This is a genomic window from Ruegeria sp. CG3 (genome assembly GCF_056537205.1).
The window spans coordinates 295,633-319,601 of the sequence record NZ_JBQFRC010000004.1 but is presented as its reverse complement, the minus strand read 5'-3'; the positions used below and the strand labels follow the sequence as shown (position 1 = coordinate 319,601).

At 60.8% G+C, this 23,969-nt stretch carries 20 protein-coding genes; 12 read left to right on the top strand and 8 right to left on the bottom strand.

What is annotated here, in order from left to right; genetic code table 11:
* The first annotated feature begins 2 nt into the window (after positions 1 to 2).
* Positions 3 to 1,319, top strand: coding sequence for an MlaD family protein (locus ACR0NB_RS17065; protein ID WP_170407496.1), 1,317 nt, complete (start codon positions 3 to 5; stop codon positions 1,317 to 1,319).
* On the top strand, positions 1,316 to 1,972 hold the full coding sequence (locus ACR0NB_RS17060) for an ABC-type transport auxiliary lipoprotein family protein (protein ID WP_170365932.1): 657 nt from the start codon (positions 1,316 to 1,318) through the stop codon (positions 1,970 to 1,972). Before ACR0NB_RS17065 ends, ACR0NB_RS17060 begins: the two co-directional genes overlap by 4 nt.
* A gap of 17 nt (positions 1,973 to 1,989) precedes the next feature.
* Here ACR0NB_RS17060 and ACR0NB_RS17055 read toward each other — a convergent pair whose 3' ends face one another.
* Genes ACR0NB_RS17055 through ACR0NB_RS17040 form a run of 4 tightly spaced genes read right to left on the bottom strand, consistent with a single transcriptional unit; the run spans position 1,990 to position 7,868 of the window.
* On the bottom strand, positions 1,990 to 3,921 hold the full coding sequence (locus tag ACR0NB_RS17055) for a vWA domain-containing protein (protein ID WP_480776338.1): 1,932 nt from the start codon (positions 3,919 to 3,921) through the stop codon (positions 1,990 to 1,992).
* A complete protein-coding gene (locus tag ACR0NB_RS17050) occupies positions 3,918 to 4,463 on the bottom strand; it encodes an RNA polymerase sigma factor (RefSeq protein WP_170365935.1) in 546 nt (181 codons plus the stop codon). The genes ACR0NB_RS17055 and ACR0NB_RS17050 overlap by 4 nt, the downstream gene beginning before the upstream one ends.
* A gap of 54 nt (positions 4,464 to 4,517) precedes the next feature.
* The gene (locus ACR0NB_RS17045; protein ID WP_480776337.1) at positions 4,518 to 6,098 is read right to left on the bottom strand and encodes an FMN-binding glutamate synthase family protein; all 1,581 of its coding nucleotides are present in this window, start codon (positions 6,096 to 6,098) and stop codon (positions 4,518 to 4,520) included.
* Between the two features lie 24 nt (positions 6,099 to 6,122).
* The gene (locus ACR0NB_RS17040) at positions 6,123 to 7,868 is read right to left on the bottom strand and encodes a thiamine pyrophosphate-dependent enzyme (protein ID WP_480776336.1); all 1,746 of its coding nucleotides are present in this window, start codon (positions 7,866 to 7,868) and stop codon (positions 6,123 to 6,125) included.
* Between the two features lie 224 nt (positions 7,869 to 8,092).
* On the opposite strand from ACR0NB_RS17040, the gene ACR0NB_RS17035 reads away from it, so the two are divergent.
* Positions 8,093 to 8,464, top strand: coding sequence for a fluoride efflux transporter FluC (locus ACR0NB_RS17035; protein WP_244952444.1), 372 nt, complete (start codon positions 8,093 to 8,095; stop codon positions 8,462 to 8,464).
* Positions 8,461 to 8,823, top strand: coding sequence for a fluoride efflux transporter FluC (locus tag ACR0NB_RS17030; RefSeq protein WP_170341325.1), 363 nt, complete (start codon positions 8,461 to 8,463; stop codon positions 8,821 to 8,823). Before ACR0NB_RS17035 ends, ACR0NB_RS17030 begins: the two co-directional genes overlap by 4 nt.
* 7 nt (positions 8,824 to 8,830) lie before the next feature.
* Here the strand turns inward: ACR0NB_RS17030 and ACR0NB_RS17025 are convergent, their stop codons facing one another.
* From ACR0NB_RS17025 to ACR0NB_RS17010, 4 genes are read right to left on the bottom strand one after another with little or no spacing between them, the layout of a single operon-like run.
* Entirely contained in the window at positions 8,831 to 9,157 is a 327-nt protein-coding gene (locus tag ACR0NB_RS17025) for a cytochrome o ubiquinol oxidase subunit IV (protein ID WP_244952445.1), read from the bottom strand.
* On the bottom strand, positions 9,150 to 9,782 hold the full coding sequence (locus tag ACR0NB_RS17020) for a cytochrome c oxidase subunit 3 (RefSeq protein ID WP_093963125.1): 633 nt from the start codon (positions 9,780 to 9,782) through the stop codon (positions 9,150 to 9,152). The genes ACR0NB_RS17025 and ACR0NB_RS17020 overlap by 8 nt, the downstream gene beginning before the upstream one ends.
* Entirely contained in the window at positions 9,779 to 11,869 is a 2,091-nt protein-coding gene (locus ACR0NB_RS17015) for a cbb3-type cytochrome c oxidase subunit I (protein ID WP_480776335.1), read from the bottom strand. Before ACR0NB_RS17015 ends, ACR0NB_RS17020 begins: the two co-directional genes overlap by 4 nt.
* Positions 11,866 to 12,828, bottom strand: coding sequence for a cytochrome ubiquinol oxidase subunit II (locus tag ACR0NB_RS17010; RefSeq protein WP_480776334.1), 963 nt, complete (start codon positions 12,826 to 12,828; stop codon positions 11,866 to 11,868). Before ACR0NB_RS17010 ends, ACR0NB_RS17015 begins: the two co-directional genes overlap by 4 nt.
* A 139-nt stretch (positions 12,829 to 12,967) precedes the next feature.
* Between ACR0NB_RS17010 and ACR0NB_RS17005 the strand changes: the two genes are divergently transcribed.
* From ACR0NB_RS17005 to ACR0NB_RS16970, 8 genes are all read left to right on the top strand, one after another.
* A complete protein-coding gene (locus tag ACR0NB_RS17005) occupies positions 12,968 to 14,203 on the top strand; it encodes a lytic murein transglycosylase (protein ID WP_480776333.1) in 1,236 nt (411 codons plus the stop codon).
* A 418-nt stretch (positions 14,204 to 14,621) separates the two neighbouring features.
* Positions 14,622 to 16,250, top strand: a complete 1,629-nt coding sequence (locus tag ACR0NB_RS17000) for a peptide ABC transporter substrate-binding protein (protein WP_093963729.1) — start codon at positions 14,622 to 14,624, stop codon at positions 16,248 to 16,250.
* 68 nt (positions 16,251 to 16,318) lie between these two features.
* Positions 16,319 to 17,242 carry an oligopeptide ABC transporter permease OppB gene (gene oppB / locus ACR0NB_RS16995; RefSeq protein WP_093963128.1) on the top strand — a complete coding sequence of 308 codons (924 nt, stop codon included), beginning with the start codon at positions 16,319 to 16,321 and terminating at the stop codon, positions 17,240 to 17,242.
* Between the two features lie 12 nt (positions 17,243 to 17,254).
* Complete coding sequence (locus ACR0NB_RS16990) at positions 17,255 to 18,184, top strand: ABC transporter permease subunit (RefSeq protein ID WP_170341315.1); 930 nt, start codon at positions 17,255 to 17,257, stop codon at positions 18,182 to 18,184.
* Between the two features lies 1 nt (position 18,185).
* Complete coding sequence (locus ACR0NB_RS16985) at positions 18,186 to 19,991, top strand: ABC transporter ATP-binding protein (protein ID WP_480776332.1); 1,806 nt, start codon at positions 18,186 to 18,188, stop codon at positions 19,989 to 19,991.
* A 218-nt stretch (positions 19,992 to 20,209) separates the two neighbouring features.
* Positions 20,210 to 21,103, top strand: a complete 894-nt coding sequence (galU, locus tag ACR0NB_RS16980; RefSeq protein ID WP_093963131.1) for a UTP--glucose-1-phosphate uridylyltransferase GalU — start codon at positions 20,210 to 20,212, stop codon at positions 21,101 to 21,103.
* Between the two features lie 72 nt (positions 21,104 to 21,175).
* Positions 21,176 to 22,612, top strand: coding sequence for a mannose-1-phosphate guanylyltransferase/mannose-6-phosphate isomerase (locus tag ACR0NB_RS16975; RefSeq protein ID WP_170461520.1), 1,437 nt, complete (start codon positions 21,176 to 21,178; stop codon positions 22,610 to 22,612).
* Between the two features lie 255 nt (positions 22,613 to 22,867).
* Positions 22,868 to 23,944: a DUF2793 domain-containing protein gene (locus ACR0NB_RS16970; protein WP_480776331.1), complete on the top strand. Its 1,077-nt coding sequence runs from the start codon at positions 22,868 to 22,870 to the stop codon at positions 23,942 to 23,944.
* Positions 23,945 to 23,969: the final 25 nt, after the last annotated feature.

The following is a 23,969-nucleotide window of genomic DNA, read 5'->3' as shown; positions in this document are numbered from 1 at the left end:
CGATGGAAACCCGGGCGAACTATATCCTGATCGGCGCGTTTACACTTGCGGGCATCCTCAGCGCGTTCGGCTTCTTCCTGTGGCTGGCCAAGTTCGAAGTCACGCGCCAATACGCGTATTATGACGTGCTGTTCGACAACGTGTCGGGCCTGTCAGCCGCTGGTGGCGTTAGCTATAACGGCCTGCCCGTGGGACAGGTCATTTCGCTGAATCTGGATGACGATGACCCATCCAAAGTAAGGGTCCGGCTTGAGGTTGATGCAGACATTCCGGTGACCACGGACACGATCGCGCAGTTGCAGTCGCTGGGGGTGACCGGCGTCAGCTATGTCGAGCTGTCAGGCGGGTCGCCCGATGCCGAGAGGCTGCCGCAGAACAGCGTCATCAAAAGCAAGCGCAGCGCCATCCAATCCCTGTTCGAAGGCGCACCCAAGGTCCTGGATGAGGCGGTGACCTTGCTTGAGAACCTGAACGCAGTGGTGGATGACAACAATCGCAAGGCCGTGTCGGATATCCTCGACAACCTGGCTTCGGCCTCGGGCCGGCTAGACAAGACCCTGAACGATTTTGAATCCCTGTCCAGCGATCTGGGCGGCGCGGCAAAAGACATCGGGGCCTTCACCAAACGCCTGGATCAGTTGGCTGATACCGCAGAAACCACGCTGACCACCGGAACTGAAACGCTGAACAGCATCAAAACGGCCTCGGAATCGGCAAAAACCGCACTGGACAGCGCGAACCAGACGCTGGCCACGGCAAACAAGGTCATCGAAGACGACGTCCGCCCCTTCATCGAGCGCGGGTCGCAACTCGCGGACCGCCTGATCGGGTTGTCGGATGAAGCCGCGGTCACCATGGCAACCGTCAACAATACATTTGCCAACGCCAACCAAACGCTCGACTCGGTGACTTCGGCCATGGATACGGCGAAAGGAACTCTGGCATCCGCAGAACGCGCGTTCGACTCGGCCAATCGCGTGATGGACGAAGATGTCGCACAGGTTGTTGACGACATCCGAAACGCCGCCACCAAAGTGGCCGAAACGGTAACGAACGTGACCGACAAGATCGACCAGATTTCAGCGGACGTTCTGAGCGCGTCGCAATCGGCATCGGACCTCTTGGGAACGATTGACAGCATCGTTCAACAAAACCGCCGGCAGGTTTCAGACTTCCTGCGGGTCGGACTGCCACAATTCGTTCGTTTCGTGGAAGAATCCCAACGCCTTGTCATCAGCCTGGACCGTCTTGTCGACAAGGTCGAGCGCGACCCCGCGCGTTTCCTTCTGGGCACCCAAGCATCGGAGTTCCGTCAATGATCAGGCCCCTTCTTCTGACCCTTGCAATCACGACGCTGGGCGGATGTGCCGGTCTTGGCACGTTGAAACAGGCCTCGAAACCGAACGACCTGTATCTGCTGACCCCCAAGAGCACGTTCTCGCAGTCTTTGCCCCGGGTACAGAAACAGATCGTCATCCAGGAACCCACTGCCACCGCTGCGGTGAACACCGACCAGATCGCCGTGCAGCCGACGCCCCTGCAGGTCCAGTATCTGCCGCGTGCCCGGTGGGTAGACCGAGCACCTTTGATCGTTCAGGCGTTGATGGTCGAAAGCTTTGAAAACAGCGGTCGCGTCGCCGCCGTGGGCCGTTCGACGGTCGGCCTGCGCGCCGACTACGTCATCGTTCCGGACCTGCGCGAGTTTCAAGGGATTGTCGTCGGAGAAACCGAAAACTCGAAAACCGTAAAAATCGAAGTGCGAATGAACATCAAGATCATCGACGAGTTCGAAGACAAGATCATCGCTTCAAGCTCGTTCCAGGAAGCCGTTGTCTCGACCAGCGACGAGACGCCGGATCTTGTTACCGCTTTTGACACCGCCTTGGGCAAAACCATGCGAGACGCAGTTGAGTGGAGCGTGCGGAAGATTCATTCGCACGCTGCCAACAATCCGCGCCCGTCGTTGAACTGACACGGATTGCCCACCCTTTATTTTGACAGGGATTGCGCCAGACGCATCAGGGTCACGGCTTCGGTCCGGTACCCGAAAGGATCGGCCCCACGGGCTGTGTTGCCCATCGCGATTGCATCATCATAGCTCCAGTCGGACAGGTAAGTGCCGCCGCGCAACAACTGGCCGAAACCTGCAATCGCGACGGAAAACCTCACGTCGTCCGTCTGGCGGCCCTGCCCGTCCAAGATCGGTTGCTCGATCAACTGGCCGCGCGTGTCGCCGGGTGTTTTGTACCGCAGCTTGAAATAGCCGATTTCATCACTGCCCGAAGCGGGGGCGGTGTTTCCATACCGTAGCGGTGCATTGCGAATTGCGTTGGAGCCGACCGGCGTGACTTCGTAAATCGCGGTCACGCTGTGGCCAGCACCTATGTCGCCCGCATCAACAGTGTCATTCAAAAAGTCCTCGCGGCGCAAAGCGCGGGTTTCGTATCCGATCAGGCGGTATTCGGCGATTTGGGCAGGGTTGAATTCGACCTGAATCTTGACGTCGTTGGCAATCGGAAACAGCGCACCGGTCAGTTGGTCAACCAGCACTTTGCGGGCCTCACCCAGCGTGTCGATGTAAGCCGCCTGTCCGTTTCCGTTCTGGGCCAGGGCCTGCATCGTCGCGTCATCAAGGTTACCGCGCCCGAAACCCAGAACGCTCAGATATGTTACGCTGTCGCGCTTGTCAGAGATAAACTCCTTCAAAGCTTGGGGATCGGACAGGCCAACGTTGAAATCCCCGTCCGTGGCCAGAATGACCCGCGTCACCTCGCCCTCGGCGGCCATTTCTTCAGCAACCTGATAGGCTTGCTGAAGCCCGGCTTGTCCCGCTGTGGATCCGCCCGCATCCAATTGTTCGAGCGCCCGCAGGATCTTGGCCTGATCGGCTGCGGATGTCGGCTCCAGAACCTGGCCCGCACTGCCGGCATAGGTCACGATCGACACCTGATCTTCGGGTCGCAACTCGGGCAACATCAGGCGCAGGGACTGTTTCAACAAGGGCAACTTGTTGGCGTCCTGCATCGAGCCCGAGGTGTCGATGAGAAAGACAAGATTGAGCGCCGGACGCTCCTCGATCACCGGAAGCGTTCCCTGAATGCCAATATGGACCAGTCGAGTACCGGTATTCCACGGGCTGGGCATGACCGTGATGTTTGGCTGAAACGGCACCGCGCCGTCCGGCGCCGGATAGGAATAGGGAAAGTAGTTTACCATTTCTTCAATCCGCACCGCGTCACGCGGCGGCAAGTGACCAGCCAGAAGCGAGGACCTGACGATGGCGTAAGATGCGGTATCGACATCAATCGAAAACGTCGAAACTGGTTCTTCCGCGGTGACCTTGAGTGAGTTGGTTTCGGCGTTTGCAAATTCTTCGGACGACTGTTCGGGTCGCGCTAGCGGGTGAAAAGCGTCGCTCGAAACCGAAGGGGCCACTGTGCTGTCAGCGAGGTGGCCTTGCGAGAGAAGGCTGCGTTTTGCCAGAGGTTCCAGCGCTTCTTCCACAACCATCGGCGCTTCAACAACGGGTTCCTCAAGAACCATCTCGGTCGTTTCAGCGTCTGATCGACCGGTTGGCCGAACCGCCTGCGGCTGGCCGATCACCCGGGTCTCGGTACCGAACCTGGGGGACAGCACACCGTCCCGTGTCTGCGGCACGATCATGATCAGTGCCACGGCAGCGATGGCTGTTGTAGCGGCCAGCGCGCCGCGGGTCGAAATTGCATTCAACATGGCTTTGGTTCCTTCTGTCACGCGGGCCAACGGGCCTCGCCTGACATTGGGACGCGTACCGGGTCGGGATCCTTGGAGATCAGCAAAGTTTTTTCTGGCCAGCTCCAGATTGACGGCCCGCCGCTTTTCATCTGCTTCAGGCGTTGCGGCATCCATCAGTGTTTTCAGATCATCGAGCTCATCACTCATTGGGCAAGCTCCTCTTGTTTGATCGCACGCAGGCGCTTTCGGGCTTCGGACAGGCGCCATGAGACCGTGCCCTCGGACACGCCCAGCACGTCGGCGGCCTGTGCATGGGTCATTTCATCATCCAGCGTCAGCGCCAGTGTCTGACGCAGATCTTCGGGCAAGCTCTGCATGGCCCGTTGCAGCCATGACAGGGCCTCGGCCGTCTCGACGGCTTCGGCGCGCCGCATCTTTTCCACATCGCCCCAGCCGATTGCTGCACGGTTTCGGCTGGCCGTTCGACGCCGCGCATCGTGTGCCGCGTTGCAGACGACCCGATACAGCCAGGTCGTGAACTTTGAACTCGCTCGAAAGCCGACAATTTTGGCGGGCAAGGCGGCACATATGTCCTGCGTCAGATCTTCGGCGACCTCGGCGCTGCCGGTCAGCCGAAAGGCCAGCCGGAACACGCGGTCATAGTGCCGCCCAAGCAGCGTAGCGAACGCTTCCGCGTCCCCGTTGGTGGCCGCATGGGCCAATTCTTCATCCGAGGTCAGTTTGCTCATTCTGACTATTCAGACGCAAGACAGGAACGGATCCTTGGAACATTCGAGAAAAAATCAGAAATGGCTCGCCGACGCCTTCTGCCAATCCGCTGCAAATTCCTGCGGCACTGAATCTTTCAACAAGGCACCTGGCTCGATAAAGGTGTAAAGTTCCGCGTATGAGCACTCGCGCTCGTTGGCAATTCGGCGGTAGATATCGGATGGGCCGAGGTCAGATACGCGCTCTTTCCCCATGGCACCCAATATTTCGCGAAAGCTTTCCAGGGTGGCGTCATGAAAGCGGTGAACCCGCTTGCGTTTCTGCGGCACGTTGACCGCGCGCCCGCGAATGGGATCCTGTGTTGCGACGCCTGACGGGCAGCGGTTCGTATTGCAATGCAGGGCCTGAATGCAGCCCACGGCGAACATCATCGCCCGCGCCGCATTGCACATGTCAGCCCCCAGCGCGAATTTCTCGATCATGTCATAGCCGGTTGCCACTTTGCCTGAACAGATCACCCGGATCTTGTCCCGCAAGCCTACTCCGCGCAGGCAGTTGTTCACGAAGATCAGCCCTTCGTTCAACGGTACGCCCAGACGGTTGGTGAATTCCACAGGCGCCGCGCCGGTCCCGCCCTCGGCCCCGTCCACGGTGATGAAATCGGGCAGAATGCCCGTTTCCAGCATGGCCTTGCAGATCCCCATGAACTCGGACCGGTTGCCGATGCACAGCTTGAACCCGACCGGTTTGCCCCCGGACATTTCGCGCAGGTGCTGCACAAAATGCATAAGGCCCGTTGGCCCGTCAAAGGCCGAGTGAATGGGTGGCGAAATCACATCCTGATGCACGGGTACGCCACGAATAAGAGCGATCTCTTCATCGACCTTGGCCGCCGGCAGAACACCGCCATGGGACGGTTTCGCGCCTTGGGACAGTTTGATCTCAATCGCCTTCACGACATCCTTCTGGGCATTCTGGGCGAACTTGTCCTTGTCAAAGCCGCCCTCTGCCGTCCGACAACCGAAGTATCCGGTGCCAATCTGCCAGATGATATCGCCGCCTTCGGCAAGATGGTGCGGCGACAGCCCGCCCTCGCCCGTGTTGTGTGCGAAACCACCATCCTTGGCCCCGCCGTTCAGGGCGCGGATTGCGTTGGCGCTGAGTGCCCCGAAGCTCATCGCTGAAACGTTCAGCCGCGATGCGAGATAGGGCTTTTCACACTGAGGACCGCCCAGCATCACACACTCTTCGCTTTCTGGAACGTCCTTGGGCGCAAGCGAATGGTTGGCCCGGTGATACCCGACTTCGGTGATATCGTACTGGGTGCCGAAGGCCTGAGTGTCGACCTGTCCCTTTGCTCGTGAATACACCAGCGCCCGAATGATCCTGTTGAAGGGCCGCCCGCTTTCGTTGGTTTCCACGAAATACTGGCGGATTTCCGGGCTGACGAACTCCAGCATATACCGGAAATGGCCCAGAACCGGATAGTTGTTCAGTACGTTGTGTTTGGTGGTCAGCATGTCGTACAGCCCGACCAACGCGTAAGGGACCAGCAAAATCAGCAGCCAGAATGCCGGAGGCCAGTACAAACCCCAGACCACGGTCAAAGGCAGAACCACATAGGTCACGACATAATATATTCGACGTACGATCATCTTGCTCTCCCTTGGGCCAATCGGTCAGAGGTTGGCCTTGAGTTCCTTGACCCAGTTGTCCCACTGCGCATGTTCACCCTTGGCCAGCAGGATGCCTTCTTTCAGTTTCGACATGCCGAAACCCCAGGCCATCTTGGTATCGATATGCGGAGGCATGACCAACTCGCCGGGCGTGACCATGGCGTCGATGATGAATGGCTTTCGGCTGGCTTTGGCCCGCGCGACGGCCTCGGGGATGTCAGCCGCATGTTCCACACGGACCCCATCCCCACCGCAAACCCTCGCGTATTCCGCAAAGTCCGGGTTCACCAGATCGGTAGCAGCGGGGTTCAGCGGATAACCCGCCACCTCCATCTCCATCTTCACGAAGCCGAGCGTCTGGTTGTTGAAGACCAGCACCTTGATGGGCCACTCGTAGCGCACGGCAGTCACGAAATCCTGCATGGACATGCCAAAACCGCCATCCCCGCAGAACGCCCAAACCTCGCGCTTCGGATCCAGTGCGGCGGCTCCCAACGCCGAAGGCAACCCGGACCCCAGTGACGAATGGTTGAACGACCCCACCATGCGCCGTCCGCCTTTCATTCGCGTCTGACGGGCCACCCAGACCGTGCATTCGCCGATATCCATTGCAAATATCGCGTCATCGGCAGCCTGGTCGGAGACCTGCCGCGCGAATAGCTGCGGGTGGAGTGGCTCGGTGTCGCGCTCGAGACTGGAGTCACGGTCTTGCTGCGCCAGCCATTTCGTACACAGCTTGACCTGACGATCGGCAAACGCCTTGTCGTCCTTTGCGGCCAGCTTTGGCAAGAGCAGATCCAGCGTCGCGCCAACATCTCCCAGCAATCCCGATGCGATGGGCGCGCGGCGTCCCAGATGTTCGACGTTACGATCGATCTGGATGATTTTCGCTTTTTCCGGCAGGAACCACTCGTATGGGAAGTCTGTTCCCAGCATCACCAGAACATCGCAGTCGCGCACTGCATGATACCCGCCGGGATTGCCGATCAACCCAGTCATCCCGACCACGTTGGGATCATCATAGTCAAAAATGTCCTTGCCCTTGAGGGAATGCGTGATCGGCGCATTTAGCCGCTGGGACAGAGCCAGAACCTTGTCCCTCGCTTCTCGGCATCCCACACCGGCGAAAAGGGCGACTTTCCTGCCCGCGTTGATGATCTCGGCCGCCCGGTCGATTTCGGATTCGGGCGGGATCAGCGTTGATGGCGTTTTCAGGATCGGGTGCAATTGGTGCAAGCTGGGCACCTGCTGTTCGGATACGTCGATAGGCAGTTCGATCCGCGTGACCTCGCGGTTGATCAAGGCGCGTTGCACGGCGATCTGAGCCAGTCGCGGCATCTGGTCCGGCGAATTGATTACGGCCTGATAGCCGCAGACATCCTCGAACACTTTCTCAAGATTGACTTCCTGGTGGTACCCGGTCCCGCGTTCCCGATGGGCGACCTGACCTGTGATCGCCACGACCCCTGCACCCTCGCGCCGGGCGTTGTACAGTCCATTGATCAGGTGCAGCGCTCCGGGACCGACGGTTCCGGCACAAATCCCGATCCCGCCGGTCAGATGCGCCTGGGCATAGGCTGCATAGGCTGCGTTTTCCTCGTGCCTGACCCCGATCCATTCGAACCGGCCATCCCCGCGCATGGCTTCGAGCAGGGGGTTGAGCGCATCGCCCGTCACGCCGAAGATCTGGCGCCCTCCGGCATCCGCGAGAATATCCAGCAATACCTTGCATACGGAATTCGACGTCATGACCTGCCCTCTGGTTCCGACCCCATCGGGCCTGTCCCGATAGATCGTGGGCAGGTTGCCCTTTGATTGCAAGCCTTTGTACGGCCACCCCAAGCATCGGGCGGATTTGCGGTGGCTTGGTTGCGGCGGTTGAACCCGGGCGGCACAGCCGCTATCCAAATCCAAACCCCACAGGCGGAGAAGCGTCCTTGGCCAAAACTCAGGCGGCAGTTTCGGGGAAGCCCATGATGTACGCCGCCGTCTTTGTCGGCGGGGCGGCTGGGTCGATCCTGCGCGAACTGTTTGCGCTGGAAATTCCGGGGATGCCGTTGCTGACATCGACCTTCGGCATCAATGTCGTGGCCTGTTTCATTCTGGGATGGCTCTACGCCATACGCGGCCGGGTGCATGCCCATGTTCTGCACCTCGGGGCCGTTGGTTTCTGCGGCGGATTGTCGACGTTTTCGTCCTTTGCCGCCGAACTGGAACGGATCGCTGAAACCGACGGCTGGTCGGTCATCTTCCCGTTGGCGGCCGAAGTCATCTGTGGTTTGGGCGCGGCCATTCTGGGCGAGGCGATCGGACGCCGCCGCCACTCAGGAGGGCGGGCCGAATGACCGATCTGTATCTGCATGCGGTGTTCGGGCTGGGCGGCGGACTGGGAGCAGTCCTTCGTCACTGGGTCGCACGGGCCATCACTCACGACCTCCCGGTCTCGACGCTGGTCGTGAACGTACTGGGCAGCCTGTTGTTGGGGCTTTGGATCGGGTACCTGGGCGGGCCCGTGGAGATGGCCGAAGAAGAAAAGCGCCTGGTTTTCGGCTTTTGCGGAGGGTTCACGACATTCTCCAGCTTTGCCTACCAGTCTCTTGAACTGCAGCGCGAGCGGACGATTGTCCTTGCGGGTGGAAACATCCTGCTCAGCCTCGGACTGTGCTGGCTGGCCTTGTGGCTGGGACTGTGGGTGATGGGCTAGCCGGACGCTACATGCCCGGCATGTGCATCCGCATAGCCAGATTGCCCAGGATCCAGACCGTTCCAAGAATGATGATCAGAAGAACCAGCGTCGAGAACAGGACCAAATCCAGATCTTCGCGGCTGCTGCGGCGACGGTCGATATGCAGGAAATAGACCAGTTGAACGATTAGCTGCGCCAAACCCAACAGCCCAATTGCAAGGTAGACACCCTTGGTCTCGATGCCGAACCAGTAGGCGATCGCAAACACGGTGAGTGTCAGCAACAGCGAGCCGCCATAGCCGATCACATACCGGCGCCGCTCGCGCCTGTGCATCTCGGACCGTTTATCCATAGGTCAGCCCTCCGAAATACACGATGGTGATGATGCCGATCCAGATCAGATCAAGGAAGTGCCAGAACAGTGCCAGCCGCACCACGCGCGAAATCACGAGGTCGGTCATCCCCATGACCCGCAGTTGAATGCCCAGAACGACCAGCCACACACAGCCCGCCGCCACATGCAGCCCGTGCAGAGGCACCAACCCGTAGAAGGCGGACAGGAAACCGCTGCGCTGCGGGATGCCACCCTTTTCCGCCATCGACATGAAATCGCGGATTTCGAGGACCAGAAAACTCAGCCCAAGCAGCAGCGTAACCCCGAACCACAGGACGATCCGACCGCGCGGCAGGTTGTATTTCAGCGCCAGCATGGCAAGTCCAACAGTCAGGCTGCTGGTCAGCAGGATCAGCGTCTGGGCAAAGATGCTGTAGAGATCGAACAACTCGTGCGGACCCGGACCACCGGCCTGCGCGTCGATCATGGTGATGTAAACGCCGAACATCAGCCCGAAATAGACCAAGTCGCTCATCAGAAAGACCCAGAAACCGAAGGTCACCACTTCGGTCGCCTTGTGCGCGCTGGCATGACGCCGCCCAAGGTTCAGACCGGGGTAACTGTGGGTTGGTGCAGGCTTCATGTCGCTGCCTCCAGATCCGGTCGGGCAAGCCCGGTGTTTTCTGGCGCGCCTTCGTGATCCCGGTTCACAGGGGTCGCGTTGCGGACCAGGTCCAGCCAGGCCTCGTGCTGCCTGCGCACATCTTCAGCAGATACCACTTCTTCGGTATCGGTCTGAAAGGTCCACAGGATGAACGACAGGATCATCATCACGGTCACCAGCGCCGCCAGCCACCAGATCCACCAGACCAGCGCAAACATCCACACACCGCTGAGCACGCAGAGCACGAAACCGATGCCGGTGTTGCGCGGCATGGTGATGTCCTCGTACTGATCGGGGTGCGGGTAGGCCTCGCCACGCTCTTTCGCGGCGGCAAAATCGTCGCGGTCCGTGACATGCGGGATGATCGCGAAATTGTAGGGCGGCGGCGGGGCCGGAATCGACCATTCCAGCGTGCGGGCGTCCCAGGGGTCGCCAACCGGAACGCGGCTCTGTTCGCGGTTGCGGATGCTGACCCACAGCTGCACGACGACCGAAAGCAAGGCCGCCAGAATGACCAGCGCGCCGATGACGGCCGTGATCATGTAGGGATGGAAGCTCGGGTCCTCCCAGCTGTAGGAGCGGCGCGGCATACCCATCAAACCTACGAAATACAGCGGCAGGAAGGTCAGCATGAAGCCTAACGTCCACAGCACGACCGAAATCCGACCCCAAGTCTCATCCAGGCGGAAGCCGAAGGCCTTAGGAAACCAGTAGTTGTAGCCCGCCAGCAGGCCGAACAGGACACCCGGCAGCAACACGTTGTGGAAATGCGCGACCAGGAACAGCGTATTGTGCACCTGATAATCGACGGTCGGATTGGCGAGGATCACCCCGCTGAGCCCCCCGATCACGAACAGCATCAGAAAGGCCAGCCCGTACAGCATTGGCACCGAGAACCGGATGCGGCCGCGATACAGGGTGGCCATCCAGTCATAGACCTTAACGCCGGTGGGAATGGCGATCAGCATCGTGGCGATGCCGAACACCGCATTGATCAGGGCGCTTTGGCCCATGGTGAAGAAATGGTGCAGCCAGACGGTAAACGACAGCACCGCAATCGACATGGTCGCGATCACCAGCGAGGTGTAGCCATAGAGCCGCTTGGCCGAGAAGGTCGCGAAGACTTCGGAATAGATGCCATAGGCCGGCAGAACCAGCAGATAGACCTCGGGGTGGCCGAACAGCCAGAACAGGTTGGCATAGTTCATCATGTTGCCGCCCAGGTCATTGGTGAAGAAATGGAAATCAAGATACCGGTCGGCGGCCAGCAACAGCGCCGCCACCCCTAAAGGCGGCATGGCGAACACAATCAGGATCGAACTGCAGATGATCGTCCAGCAATACATCGGCAGCCGCATGAATTTCATCCCGGGCGCGCGCAGTTTGTAGATCGTGACGGCAAAGTTGATCCCCGTCAGGGTGGTGCCGATGCCCGACACCACGATTGCCCAGATCCAGTAATCCGGCCCCACACCCGGATTAAAGGCCGCGCCGGTATAGGGCGGATAGGCCGTCCAGCCGCCGGTGGAAAACTCGCCCACCACCAGTGAGACCATCAGCATCATCCCCGCCGAAACCGTCAGGCCGAGGCTGATCTGGTTCATTACCGGAAAGGCCACGTCGCGCGCGCCGATCATCAGCGGGACCAGGAAATTCGCCAGTCCGAACACGAAGGGCACCGCCACGAAGAAGATCATGATCGTGCCGTGGGTGCTGAACAACTCGGCAAAGTGTTCGGCCTCGAGGAACCCCTCGCCCGGCCCGGCCGCCTGTTGGGCGCGCATCACGACGCCTTCCAGAACGCCGCGCGCCAGCATGACGATGGCGAAGACGATATAAATGATGCCGATCTTCTTGTGATCCGCGCTGGTCAGCCAGTCGCGCCACAGCGGCCCCCACAGGCGAAACCAGGTGAGCAGTCCCAGAACTGCGACCACCCCGACGATCACCACGCCCGCCGCGGCATTGGCCACGATTTCATTCGTATTGGGGTCTTGGATCAGCCCGGCGATGGGGAAGGCATCCCAGTTCAGACGGCCGAAGAAACCGGACTCGGCAGATGTCATTGGTTGTCCTCCTGGCCGAATTGGGCGGTTCCCGGTTGCTGATCCTGCGGCAAAGGTTGCCCGTTGTGATACCGGCCCAGGATGCTGTGGAACAGATCGCCATCATCCAGACGGAAATACAGCGCATTGTCCGGCATCTGCGCGGTGCCGAGCGCGGCCTGAACCTCGTCCCGGTCTGTCCGCATGGCCAGCGTCCGGTAGGTTGCCGGGTCCAGAACGATTCCGTTCTGCCGAACCCGGTCGACCCATGCGTCGAAGTCCGGGGGCGGCATCGCGACCGTCTGGAACTTCTGCTTGGTGAAGCCGCGCCCGTTGTACTGGGTGTTTTCGCCCTGCATTTGTCCGGGGGTATCAGCCACGAGATGCAATTGGGTCGTCATGCCGGGCATGGCATAGATCTGCCCCGCCAGGGCGGGAACCATGAATGACTGCATCACCGTGTCCGTCGTCAGTGTCAGCGCGACCTGTTGTTTTGTCGGTACCCCGAACTCACCCACCGTCGCGATGCCCAGGTCGGGGTAGATGAACAGCCATTTCCAATCCAGCCCCACCACCTGCACGCGCAGGGCCGGTTCATCGCCGAACGGGGCCGCGTAAGGGTCCAGCCGGTGGGTTGCTTTCCAAAGATAGAAGGACAGCAGCGCCACGATCACCACCGGCACACCCCACATCGCGGTTTCCAGCAGGGGCGAGAAATCCCATTTGGGCCGATAGGCAGCCGGGCTTTGCGCGCGACGGCGATAGCGTAGAGCGATCAAGGGAACCAGAACCAGAACCGGAATGACCGCAATCAGGATCAACGCGGTCGCGCGCACCAGGTGTGTTTTTTGGACCGCCGCAATAGGGCCTAGAGGATCCATGAAACTGTCGCTGGCCAGAGCCGATTGCGACGCGCCCAACCACACTACGACCACGATCAGCGCTGTCAGTACCGCAGGTATAGTCCTGTTTCCGCTCACGCCGGATCGCCCTCATCAAACCTTAGGTTGGTGCAACTATCGGCAGAGTCAGCAGATTTCACAAGGTTTTTCCCGGGCGGCCGTAACCCACGTCACCATCGAGTTGACTTGGCCAGTGGCTCGCGTCAGTCATTGGGTCATGCGTTTACTGCTTATTCTGATTGGACTGATCGCGTTTTCCGGCGCAGCGATCGCGCAGGACCGAGCCGCGGTCGAGCGGCAGTTTCAGGACTGGTTGCAGCAACAGGTCTGGCCGTTGGCTCGGGCGCAGGGTGTATCGCGCCGCACGTTTGACAGCGCAACCGACGGGGTTCGCCTGAATTGGGAACTGCCCGATCTTGTTCCGCCGGGCTCTCCGGCGCGGACGCCCAAAAAGCAAAGGCAAGCCGAGTTCGGGTCCCCCGGCCGGTATTTCAACGCAAATTCGGTTCAGGGTGCCGCCGCCGGCGGTCGGCGTATGGCCAAGCGTCATGCGGAAACGCTGCGCCGGGTCGAGGAACAGACCGGCGTTCCCGCCCGGATCATCCTTGCGGTCTGGGGCCGAGAAAGCGGCTATGGGCAGGTTCCGATCCGGCATGACGCAATCCAGGTGCTGGCCACCAAGGGATTCATGAGCACGCGCGCGGATTATTTCACCGGCGAACTGATCGCCGCGCTGCAGATCGTCGAGGCCGGTCACGTGAACGGCCGCGCGATGAAAAGCAGCTGGGCCGGCGCGTTGGGCCAGCCGCAATTCATGCCGACCAGCTTTTTGAACCACGCGGCCGACGGCAATGCGGACGGCCGGGCCGACATATGGGGGTCGGCCGACGACACGATTGCATCGATCGGAAACTACCTCGCGTGGCACGGTTGGGTCAGCGGCCGCGATTGGGGGTTCGAGGTGACCGTACCGGCGTCTGTGTCCTGCGCTCTTGAGGGTCCCGACCAGGGCCGAGCGATCCGCGACTGGGTTGCTATGGGCATCACACGCGTCTCGGGCCGCCCCTTCCCCGAACACGAGCTGCGCGGCGAGGGCTACCTGATGATGCCGGCTGGCCGGAACGGTCCGGCCTTTGTCGTAACGCCCAATTTCTACGTTCTCAAAGACTACAACATGAGCGACCTCTACGCCTTGTTCGTGGGCCATGTGGGCGATCGCATTCAGTATGGCGTGGGCGATTTCAAAGGCCGCTGGGGCAAGGTGGGCGGTCTCTACCGGTCGGATATCGCGACCATGCAGCAGGCGTTGATCGCGATGGGGCACGACGTGGGCGGTGCCGACGGGCTCCCGGGATACAAAACCCGCCGGTCGATCGGCCGCTGGCAGGAAGAAACCGACCAGCCCCCCACCTGTTTCCCCGAAGCCGGCATGAAGTCGCGGCTGCGTCCCTGACCGCTGGCGATTCGCCTGATCGGGCGAAAGCGAGCGGCGAAATTCTGCCGAAACAGATCGCGCCTCGGGCTGTAATCCGGGCGGCCTGGGCACGAAAATATCGCAACGATACACGCCATCGTTACAAAATTTCGGCGACCACGCGTCACGAAGTTTCTTTCTACCTTTAGGCGATCCGGACTCATGGGAAGGCTTTAACCCTGCCCAAAATAGTGGCACGGTCTCGGCCAGCGAGAGGAAGCTCTTGCATCCACTTCACCGACTGCAATCCAGAAAGCTGCGACGCAGTGTTCCTTGCGAATTGGCACAACCCAAAATTCAAAAGAACCGGGTCCCAGCGGATGTCGGGCAACCAGGGCCGCCGGACGCCATCCCATATGGATGCGCAGACCGCCGCCACAATAATTGGGAGAAGATCATGAACACCATCCTTCGAAACTCGGTGGCGGGCCTGCTGTGCTCGACCTTCATCACCGGAGCCGCGCTGGCCGCGGGCACCCATCCGGTCACCGGCGAGCCGCTGGCCGATGACCAGACCTTCGTCTACCGCGTGCTGGACGAGCACAGCTCGGTCGACCCGCAGGTGGTCGAGGACGTGTCGGGCGCCGAGATTGTCCGCGACCTGTTCGAAGGTCTGATGAACCAGGACGAAGACGGCAACCTGGTTCCGGGCGTGGCCACCGGCTATACCACCAACGAAACCAAGGACGTTTACACCTTCACCCTGCGCGACAACGCCAAGTGGTCGAACGGCGATCCGGTCACCGCACATGATTTCGTTTTTGCGTGGAAACGCGCCGTCGATCCGGCCCTGTCCTCGCCCTATGCCTGGTTCATGGAACTGATGTCGATCGAGAACGCCGCCGAGATCATCGCGGGCGACAAGCCGGTCGACGACCTGGGCGTCAAGGCGATCGACGACCACACGCTGGAAGTGAAACTGAGCGCGCCGCTGCCCTATTTCCCGCAGATGACCACGCACTCGACCACCTTCCCAGCCCCGCAGAAGGTCATCGAGCAGTTCGGCGATGAATGGACCAAGCCCGGCAACATCGTCTCGAACGGCGCCTATGTCCTGACCGAGCACCTGCCCAACGAACGCTCGGTGCGCGAGCGCAACCCGATGTACTGGGACAACGACAACACCATCATCGACAAGGTCGTGGCGCTGGTCATCAACGATGAAAACGTGGCCCTGACCCGCTATCTGGCCGGTGAGCTGGACCGCACCGAGGTGCCCGCAGGCCAGTTTCCGCGCCTGAAGAAAGAATACCCGAACGAGGCGATCAGCTTCCCGCGCCTGTGCAACTACTACTACACGTTCAACCTGTCCGACGGCGGCCCCGAGGCCTTCAAGGACCCGAACGTGCGTCAGGCCCTGTCGCTGGCGGTTGACCGTAAGATCATCACTGAGAACATCCTGGCCGGCGGTCAGCCCGAAGCCTATACCTTCGTGCCCGAAGCCACCGCAGGGTTCACCCCGCCGGTCGTGGAAATGGCGTCGATGACGCAAGCCGAGCGCGACGAGCTGGCCAAGGAACTGCTGGCCGAGGCCGGATACGGTCCCGACAACCCGCTGAGTTTCGCGATGGTCTACAACACCTCCGAGGCGCACAAGAAAGTCGCCGTGGCCCTCAGCCAGATGTGGAAGCAGAAGCTGGGCGCGCAGGTCGAGCTGGCCAACATGGAATGGAAGATCTTCCTGGAAGAGCGCGGCAACCAGAACTTTGAACTGGCCCGCGGCGCATGGTGCGGCGACTACAACGAAGCCTCGACCTTCCTGGACCTGCTGCAGTCGGATTCCGGCTACAATGACGGCAAGTACAACAATGCCAAGGTCGACGAGCTGCTGGCTCAGGCCAAAACCTCGGACGATCCGGCCCCGCTGTACACCGAGGTTGAGCGGATCATCGCACAGGAAACCCCTGTGATCCCGATCTACCACTACGCCGGTGTCTACATGATGGACAGCGACGTGGGGAACTGGCCGGTGAACAACGTCGAGCAGAACTGGTACTCGAAGAACCTCTACAAGATCGCCGAGTAATCATCATCCTTTGATCGCGCCCTGCCCCGGACATGCTCTGGGGCAGGGCCAATAATTGGGGGCATGAAATGCTTGCCTATGTCATCCGGCGACTGCTGATCGCCGTTCCGACGATCCTGTTGCTGATCGTCGCCAGTTTCTTTCTGATGCACTTCGCGCCCGGCGGGCCCTTCACCTCGGAGCGGCCGTTGCCGCCGCAGGTTCTGGCCAATATCGAGGCGCGCTACGGGCTGGACCAGCCGCTGTGGAAACAGCTGTGGGATTACCTGTACAACATCGTGGTGCATTTCGATTTCGGCCCGTCCTTCAAGTTCAAGGACCGCGACGTGAACGACATCATCGCGCAGGGCTTTCCGATTTCGCTGACCTACGGGATGCTGTCCTTCCTCGTGGCCACGCTGGTGGGCGTCAGTTTGGGCATCGCCGCCGCGATCCGCCACAACAGCTGGATCGATTATTTCGCCGTGGGTCTGGGCATCGCCGCCCAGGCGCTGCCGAACTTCATCATGGGCCCGATCCTGATCCTGACCTTCACCCTGTGGTTGGGCTGGCTGCCGGGCGGCGGCTGGAACGGGGGCCAGTGGCAATACCTGATCATGCCCGTCATCGCGCTTGCGACCTCGTACATGGGCTCGATCGCGCGGATCACGCGTTCGTCGATGCTCGAAGTTCTGAATTCGAACTTCATCCGCACCGCGCGGGCCAAGGGCCTGCCCACCCGCACCGTGATTTGGCGCCATGCGCTGAAACCCACGCTGCTGCCGGTGGTGTCCTATCTGGGGCCGGTTTTCGTCTATGTGCTGACCGGGTCGGTGTTTGTTGACATCTACTTCTCGACCGGTGGGCTGGGGCAGGCCTATGTGGGTTCGGCCTTGTCACGCGACTATGCTGTGCTGCTGGGGGTCACGATCCTCTATGGCGTTCTGACCGTTCTGGTGAACCTGCTGACCGACCTGGCTTATGCCTGGTTCGATCCGAAAATCCGTTACTGAGGGGGCTGGCAAATGCTTGGAAAATCTCAGAAAGCCGCCCATCTGGCCGAAGACATCACCGATTACACGGTCATTCAGGGACGTTCGCTTTGGCAGGACGCGCGGATGCGTTTTGTCCGCAACAAAGCCGCCATGGCCAGCGTGTTCATCCTGGGCCTGATCGTTTTGTTCACGATCATCGGGCCCTACTTTGCCGTCTGGAGCAACGAAGAAATCGACTGGAACGTCATGGGCGACGTGGCCGGCATGGGTATGCCGTCCATCGAGACAGGGCACTATTTCGGCGTCGACGATCTGGGGCGCGACCTGTACAGCCGGGTCATCCAGGCCACCACAACCTCGTTGCTGGTGGGTCTGATCGGGGCGGCCACCGCGCTGATCGTGGGCACGTGCTATGGCATCGCCGCCGGATATATCGGCGGGCGGGTCGACGGCGTGATGATGCGCTTCGTCGACATCCTGCTGGCCATTCCGGCCACGCTGGTCATCATCCTGCTGCTGGTCGTGGCGGGGCGGTCGTTCTTCATGCTGTTCATCGCGCTAGGTGCGGTGGGCTGGCTGACCATGGCGCGGATCGTGCGCGGCCAGACCCTGACCCTGAAGAACCGCGAGTTCATCGAGGCCGCCCGCGCCGCCGGTGTTAGCGAGTTCACCATCATGTACCGCCACATCCTGCCCAACCTGCTGGGCGTTGTGATCGTCTATGCTTCGCTGCTGGTGCCCGAGATGATCCTGACGGAGAGCTTCATCTCGTTCCTGGGGCTGGGGATTTCCGAGCCCTATACCTCGTTGGGTCGTCTGATCGCCGAGGGCGCCGGAACCATGGGTTACGGCACGTTGTGGCAACTGATGTACCCCCTGGCATTTTACGTCACCATCATCATCACGATGTTCTTCATCGGCGATGGCCTGCGTGACGCACTGGATCCGAAGGACCGCTGACATGAGCCTGCTTTCCGTAAAGAACCTGAGCGTTCAGTTCGACACGCCCGACGGGGTGGTCGAGGCCGTCAAGAACATCAGCTTTAACATCGCGCCGGGCGAATGCCTGGGCATCGTCGGCGAAAGCGGGTCCGGCAAAAGCCAGACCTTCATGGCCGCGATGGGGCTGCTGCCGCCGGCGGGCCGGGCCACCGGGTCGGTGCTGCTGAACGGGCAGGAAATTCTGAACCTGCCCGTGAACAAGCTGAACCAGATACGCGGCGATGACGTGGGCATGATTTTTCAGGACCCGCTGACCGCCCTGACCCCGCATCTGCGGGTCGGCCAGCAGATGCGCGAAGTCTTGCAGGTACACGAAGGCCTGCAGGGTTCGGCCGCGCGGCAACGGTGCCTAGAATGGCTGGACCGCGTGCGCATCCCCGAGGCCGCGCGCCGTCTGGACCAGTTCCCGCACGAGCTGTCGGGCGGGATGCGCCAGCGGGTGATGATCGCCATGTCGATGCTGTGCAATCCCAAACTGCTGATCGCCGACGAACCGACCACCGCGCTGGACGTGACCGTTCAGGCCGACATCCTGGACCTGATGGTGCGTCTACAAAAGGACGAAGGCACGGCCATCGCCCTGATCACGCATGACATGGGCGTCGTGGCCCGCATGTGCGACCGGGTGCAGGTCATGCGCCTGGGTGAGTTTGTCGAGGCCGGTGACACGCGCGAGATCTTCCACGCGCCCAAGCACGACTATACCCGCACCCTGATCGAGGCCATGCCTCGCATCGACGCGGGCGACGCGCCCAAGGCGGTGGAGACCGACGAGGCGCCGCTGCTGAAAGTCGATGACGTCAGGGTGCATTTCCCGATTCACGTTCCGGGCGGCATCTTTGGCCGCAAAGTGCCGTTGAAGGCGGTGAACGGCGTCAGCTTTGACATCCGCAAGGGTGAAACCCTGGGCGTGGTCGGTGAGTCGGGCTGCGGCAAGTCCACCCTCGCCCGTGCCGTGCTGCAGCTGATCGAGCCGAGCGCCGGCAATGTCAGCTGGCTGGGCCATCCGATCGTCGGGCTGAAACGGGCCGAGCTGAACAAGTACCGCAAGGATCTGCAGATCGTGTTCCAAGACCCGCTGGCCAGCCTGGACCCGCGGATGACGATTTCGGCCTCGATCGCGGAACCGCTGAAAACCTATCGCCCCGACCTGACCGAGCGCGAGCGCAAGCAGATGGTCGCCGAGATGATGGAACGGGTCGGCCTGAACGCCAACATGATCAACCGCTACCCGCACGAGCTGTCGGGCGGCCAGAACCAGCGGGTGGGCATCGCCCGGGCGATGATCAACAAGCCCAAGCTGATCATCTGCGACGAGGCGGTCTCGGCGCTGGACGTGTCGATTCAGGCGCAGATCGTGCAGCTGCTGAAGGAACTGCAGCAGGAATTCGGCCTGTCGATGATCTTCATCAGCCACGACCTGTCGGTGGTGCGCGCGGTGTCGAACCGGATCATGGTTCTGTATCTGGGTCGCATCGTCGAGCTGGGCGATGGCGAGGTGATCTGCGCGAACCCGGTTCACCCGTACACGCAGTCGCTGATCTCGGCGGTACCGATCCCGGACCCGGATGTCGAGCGCAGCCGCCAAAGGCTGAAACTGCCGGGCGAGTTGCCCTCGCCCATGGACCCCAAGGCGGCGCTGCGGTTCCTGCCCAGCCGTCTGGCGGCGGGTCAGACCGACTATGTTCCCGCGCTCAGCGAGATTGCGCCTGGTCACTTCGTGGCCGAACACGATCCGCTGGAAGCGATCATGGCGAGCGCTTGAACCTGTCCCCGAAGCCGGGCAGCCGGCTTCGGGGTGCTTGCCCGTTAGGGCAGAGTTATTGGGACTGGGTGTTTTGACTTTGCCATGACCAGATGGCACCCTTCGGTCGTTTTCGGCCTGTTTTTTCGGGCATCATTGATTGATCCGGTTTCGCAGCCTAAGAGGAAGCCCCGGATGCACCACGTCCACCGGCTAAGTTTTTGAATTTGAGAGGTCACATGTCACGCAAGGTCACCAAGGCGATTTTCCCTGTCGCAGGATTGGGCACCCGGTTTCTTCCGGCAACGAAATCCGTTCCGAAGGAAATCATGACGCTGGTTGACCGGCCTCTCGTTCAATATGCCATCGACGAAGCCCGCGCTGCGGGTATTACCGAGTTCATCTTCGTCACATCACGCGGGAAATCGGCGCTCGAAGACTATTTCGACCACAATCTCGTGCTGGAGCAGGAGCTGAAGGCCAAAGGCAAGGATGATTTGTTGGAGGTTCTCGAGAACACCAACATGGAAAGCGGTGCTATCGCCTATATCCGCCAACACAAGGCATTGGGCTTGGGACACGCCGTCTGGTGCGCCCGCCGTCTGATCGGCGATGAACCCTTCGCCGTCATGCTGCCGGACGACGTTATTGCGGCCGACAAACCCTGCCTGCAGCAGATGGTCGAGGCCTATGAGGAAACCGGCGGCAACATGGTCGCCGCGATGGAGGTCGCACCCGAAAAAACCAGCTCGTACGGGATACTGGACGCCGCCGACAGTTCCGGCAAGGTGATCCGCGCCCGCGGCATGGTTGAAAAGCCCAAGGCCGACGAGGCTCCGTCGAACATGGCGGTGATCGGTCGATATATTTTGGGGCCGTCGGTGCTGTACAACCTCAATCAGATGAAGAAAGGCAGCGGCGGGGAAATCCAGCTGACCGATGCCATCGCCGAAGACATCGGCAACGGTGTCCCGGTTTTCGGATACCGCTTTGATGGTCAACGCTTCGACTGCGGATCAAAAGCGGGCTTCCTGCAGGCCACCGTGGCCTTTGCCCTGGCCCGGAATGACCTGCGCGACGACCTGAGCGCCTATCTGAATGATATTGTTGCCACAGGTCGGGCTGCCCAATAAGCGGCGGTCCTTCACCCACCCTGTGATGACTGCGATAAAACGTCAGAAAACCAGCCGAAAAGCCCATTCGTCATGACCACCATCTATCCTGTCATTCTGTGCGGCGGCTCCGGAACCCGGCTTTGGCCGCTGTCCCGAAAAAGCTATCCCAAACAGTTCGTGCCTCTGGTCGGCAACAGCAGCCTGCTGCAGGACTGTGCGGACAGGATGCGAGGGCCCAAGGACGCACCGTACGCCAAGCCCCTGATACTCACCAATGAATCGTTCCGCTTCATCGTCACCGAGCAGCTTACCGCCATTGGTGTCGACCCCGGTCCGATCCTCATTGAACCTGAGGGCCGCAACACGGCTCCGGCGGTCTTGGCGGCCGCGCTTTACCTGTCCAAGGTAGACCCGGATGCTTTGATGCTGGTGGCGCCGTCCGATCACGTCGTTCCCGACAAGTCCGCGTTCCACGCGGCGGTTTCGCAAGGTGTGACCGCCATCGAGAGGGACCGCCATCTGGTGACGTTCGGGATCACTCCGGACCGGCCGGAAACCGGATATGGATATCTGAAGCTCAGCGCTGCGCCCGACGCGACAGGTGCTGCGGTCGCATTGGACCATTTCGTTGAAAAGCCCGATCTGGATCGAGCCAAGGCCATGATCTCCGATGGCAGTTACCTGTGGAATTCCGGCATTTTCCTGTTTGCGGTGCGCGACATCATCGCTGCATTCCAGGATCATGCACCCAACCTGTTGCCGCCGGTGCAGACTGCCGTCGAGGACGCGAAGGCCGATCTTGGCTTTCTGCGACTGGACGCATTGGCCTGGGGGAAAGTCGAAGACATATCGATCGACTACGCGGTCATGGAACGGGCCAAAAACCTGAGCGTTGTTCCCTATGCCGCCGGCTGGTCGGATGTCGGCAGCTGGTCGGCCGTCCAGGAGCTGAGCAGCCCCGACGAAAACGGCGTTGCGACCACCGGTGAGGTGACGACGATCGACTGTAACAACGTGTTGATCCGGTCCGAGTCAGCCTCCCAAGAAGTCGTGGCCATGGGGCTCGAGAACATGATCGCTGTGGCCATGCCGGATGCCGTTCTGGTGGCCAGCATGGACAAGGCACAGGATGTCAAACAGGCCGTGGCCGCCCTGAAGGCCAAAGGGGCACCGCAGGCCGAAGCTCTGCCGGTCGACCATCGCCCCTGGGGCTGGTTCGAGAGCCTTGTCGTGGGCGAACGATTCCAGGTCAAACGGATTCACGTAAACCCCGGCGCGGCCCTGAGCCTGCAGTCCCACCACCACAGGTCCGAGCATTGGATCGTCGTAGAAGGTACCGCCAAGGTCACGATCGATGACGAGGTTCGTCTGGTCAGCGAAAACCAGTCTGTCTACATCCCCCTTGGCGCGGTTCACCGGATGGAAAACCCCGGCAAGGTGCCTATGGTCCTGATCGAGGTTCAGACCGGCGCCTACCTCGGAGAGGACGATATTATCCGGTACGAGGATGTCTACGCCCGCAACTGATCCTGGCTGAACACCGCGGCTCCGGTCGCCAACGGTTCACGCTTTGGGCGTACAGGTCAGAATCAGCTGACCGACCTCCATACTAAAAATATCCACAGCCGCCCCAAAAGGGCGGCTTTGTTTCGTATTTGGAAATCCACAAGTAACCAAATCCTTTTTGTGTCGTTCGCACGTGAAAGCGGGGATTCATCCCATCCGCGGCAGGGTGGCGCGCAGCGAATTCCGTGAATCGATGGCCCAAGGAGGATCCCGCCCGTGTCCCAAATCACCCCCCGTTTGAATCTGCCGTTTCTGCAACCCTCACAGGCGCAAAAACACGTCACCCACAACGAAGCGCTGCGGCAGCTGGACCTGATCGTGCAGCTGAGTGTTGTGGCTCTGGATGAAACCATTCCACCTGCGGCACCAGATCAAGGTGCCATCTACGGCTTGGGGGCCAGCCCGACAGGCGCCTGGGCGGGGAAGCCTGGGCAACTCGCGGCTTGGCTGGACAATGCTTGGGTCTTTGTCACGCCAGCAAACGGATGGCGTGTTTGGGAGCAAGCCGGCGCCGCGCTCAAGGTCTGGGACAACGGCGGATGGATCGATCCTCCGGTCAATACTGCGAACCTTGCCGGGGTCGGGGTCGCAACCGGATACGATCCGACCAACCGCCTTTCGGTTCGGAGTCCCGCCACATTGCTGAGCCACGACGGGAGCGGCCACCAGTTGAAGATCAACAAAGCTAGCGCGACTGACACCGCCTCACTCCTGTTTCAGTCCAACTGGACCGGCCACGCCGAGATGGGCCTTGCGGGCAGTACCGATTTTTCCATCAAGGTTTCACCGGATGGAGGCTCTTGGACCGAGGCGGTGCGCGTGGATGCCACATCGGGAACGATCAGCGGCGCGGCCGTTCAAGCCAACCCTGAAGATGTAACACCCGGACGGCTGATGCGAGCCGACTACGGATATTGCCCCGGCAACCTCGTGGGTCCGGTGACGCAGTCTGGCGGGATCCCGACCGGCGCAGTGATCGAACGCGGCGCAAATGCGAACGGCGAATTCGTTCGTTTCGCGGACGGAACTCAGATCTGCACCCTCGCGGCGAGTGCGGTGGCCTGTACTGCCGGCATGGGGCCACTATTTGCAAGCGCCCAGAATACTTGGACTTTCCCCGCGCCTTTTGCTGTGGGCAGTACTCCAACCCTGAGCGGCAGCGGTAATGCTCTGGGACGGTTCATCAGCTTCGATTTGCCGACCGAAACACAGGTAGCGTGGCAAGTTCTGTCGGCGGTGTCCGATCCGGCAGCGATACCCCCGGCGGCCTCGGCCATCGGCCGCTGGTTCTGATCACCGAACGCACCCGGTCTTTGGG

Coding starts and splice junctions, on each gene's coding strand:
- ACR0NB_RS17065 (WP_170407496.1), top strand. CDS start 3: ATGGAAACCCGGGCGAACTATATCCTGATCGGCGCGTTTACACTTGCG.
- ACR0NB_RS17060 (WP_170365932.1), top strand. CDS start 1,316: ATGATCAGGCCCCTTCTTCTGACCCTTGCAATCACGACGCTGGGCGGA.
- ACR0NB_RS17055 (WP_480776338.1), bottom strand. CDS start 3,921: ATGAGTGATGAGCTCGATGATCTGAAAACACTGATGGATGCCGCAACG.
- ACR0NB_RS17050 (WP_170365935.1), bottom strand. CDS start 4,463: ATGAGCAAACTGACCTCGGATGAAGAATTGGCCCATGCGGCCACCAAC.
- ACR0NB_RS17045 (WP_480776337.1), bottom strand. CDS start 6,098: ATGATCGTACGTCGAATATATTATGTCGTGACCTATGTGGTTCTGCCT.
- ACR0NB_RS17040 (WP_480776336.1), bottom strand. CDS start 7,868: ATGACGTCGAATTCCGTATGCAAGGTATTGCTGGATATTCTCGCGGAT.
- ACR0NB_RS17035 (WP_244952444.1), top strand. CDS start 8,093: ATGATGTACGCCGCCGTCTTTGTCGGCGGGGCGGCTGGGTCGATCCTG.
- ACR0NB_RS17030 (WP_170341325.1), top strand. CDS start 8,461: ATGACCGATCTGTATCTGCATGCGGTGTTCGGGCTGGGCGGCGGACTG.
- ACR0NB_RS17025 (WP_244952445.1), bottom strand. CDS start 9,157: ATGGATAAACGGTCCGAGATGCACAGGCGCGAGCGGCGCCGGTATGTG.
- ACR0NB_RS17020 (WP_093963125.1), bottom strand. CDS start 9,782: ATGAAGCCTGCACCAACCCACAGTTACCCCGGTCTGAACCTTGGGCGG.
- ACR0NB_RS17015 (WP_480776335.1), bottom strand. CDS start 11,869: ATGACATCTGCCGAGTCCGGTTTCTTCGGCCGTCTGAACTGGGATGCC.
- ACR0NB_RS17005 (WP_480776333.1), top strand. CDS start 12,968: ATGCGTTTACTGCTTATTCTGATTGGACTGATCGCGTTTTCCGGCGCA.
- ACR0NB_RS17000 (WP_093963729.1), top strand. CDS start 14,622: ATGAACACCATCCTTCGAAACTCGGTGGCGGGCCTGCTGTGCTCGACC.
- oppB (WP_093963128.1), top strand. CDS start 16,319: ATGCTTGCCTATGTCATCCGGCGACTGCTGATCGCCGTTCCGACGATC.
- ACR0NB_RS16990 (WP_170341315.1), top strand. CDS start 17,255: ATGCTTGGAAAATCTCAGAAAGCCGCCCATCTGGCCGAAGACATCACC.
- ACR0NB_RS16985 (WP_480776332.1), top strand. CDS start 18,186: ATGAGCCTGCTTTCCGTAAAGAACCTGAGCGTTCAGTTCGACACGCCC.
- galU (WP_093963131.1), top strand. CDS start 20,210: ATGTCACGCAAGGTCACCAAGGCGATTTTCCCTGTCGCAGGATTGGGC.
- ACR0NB_RS16975 (WP_170461520.1), top strand. CDS start 21,176: ATGACCACCATCTATCCTGTCATTCTGTGCGGCGGCTCCGGAACCCGG.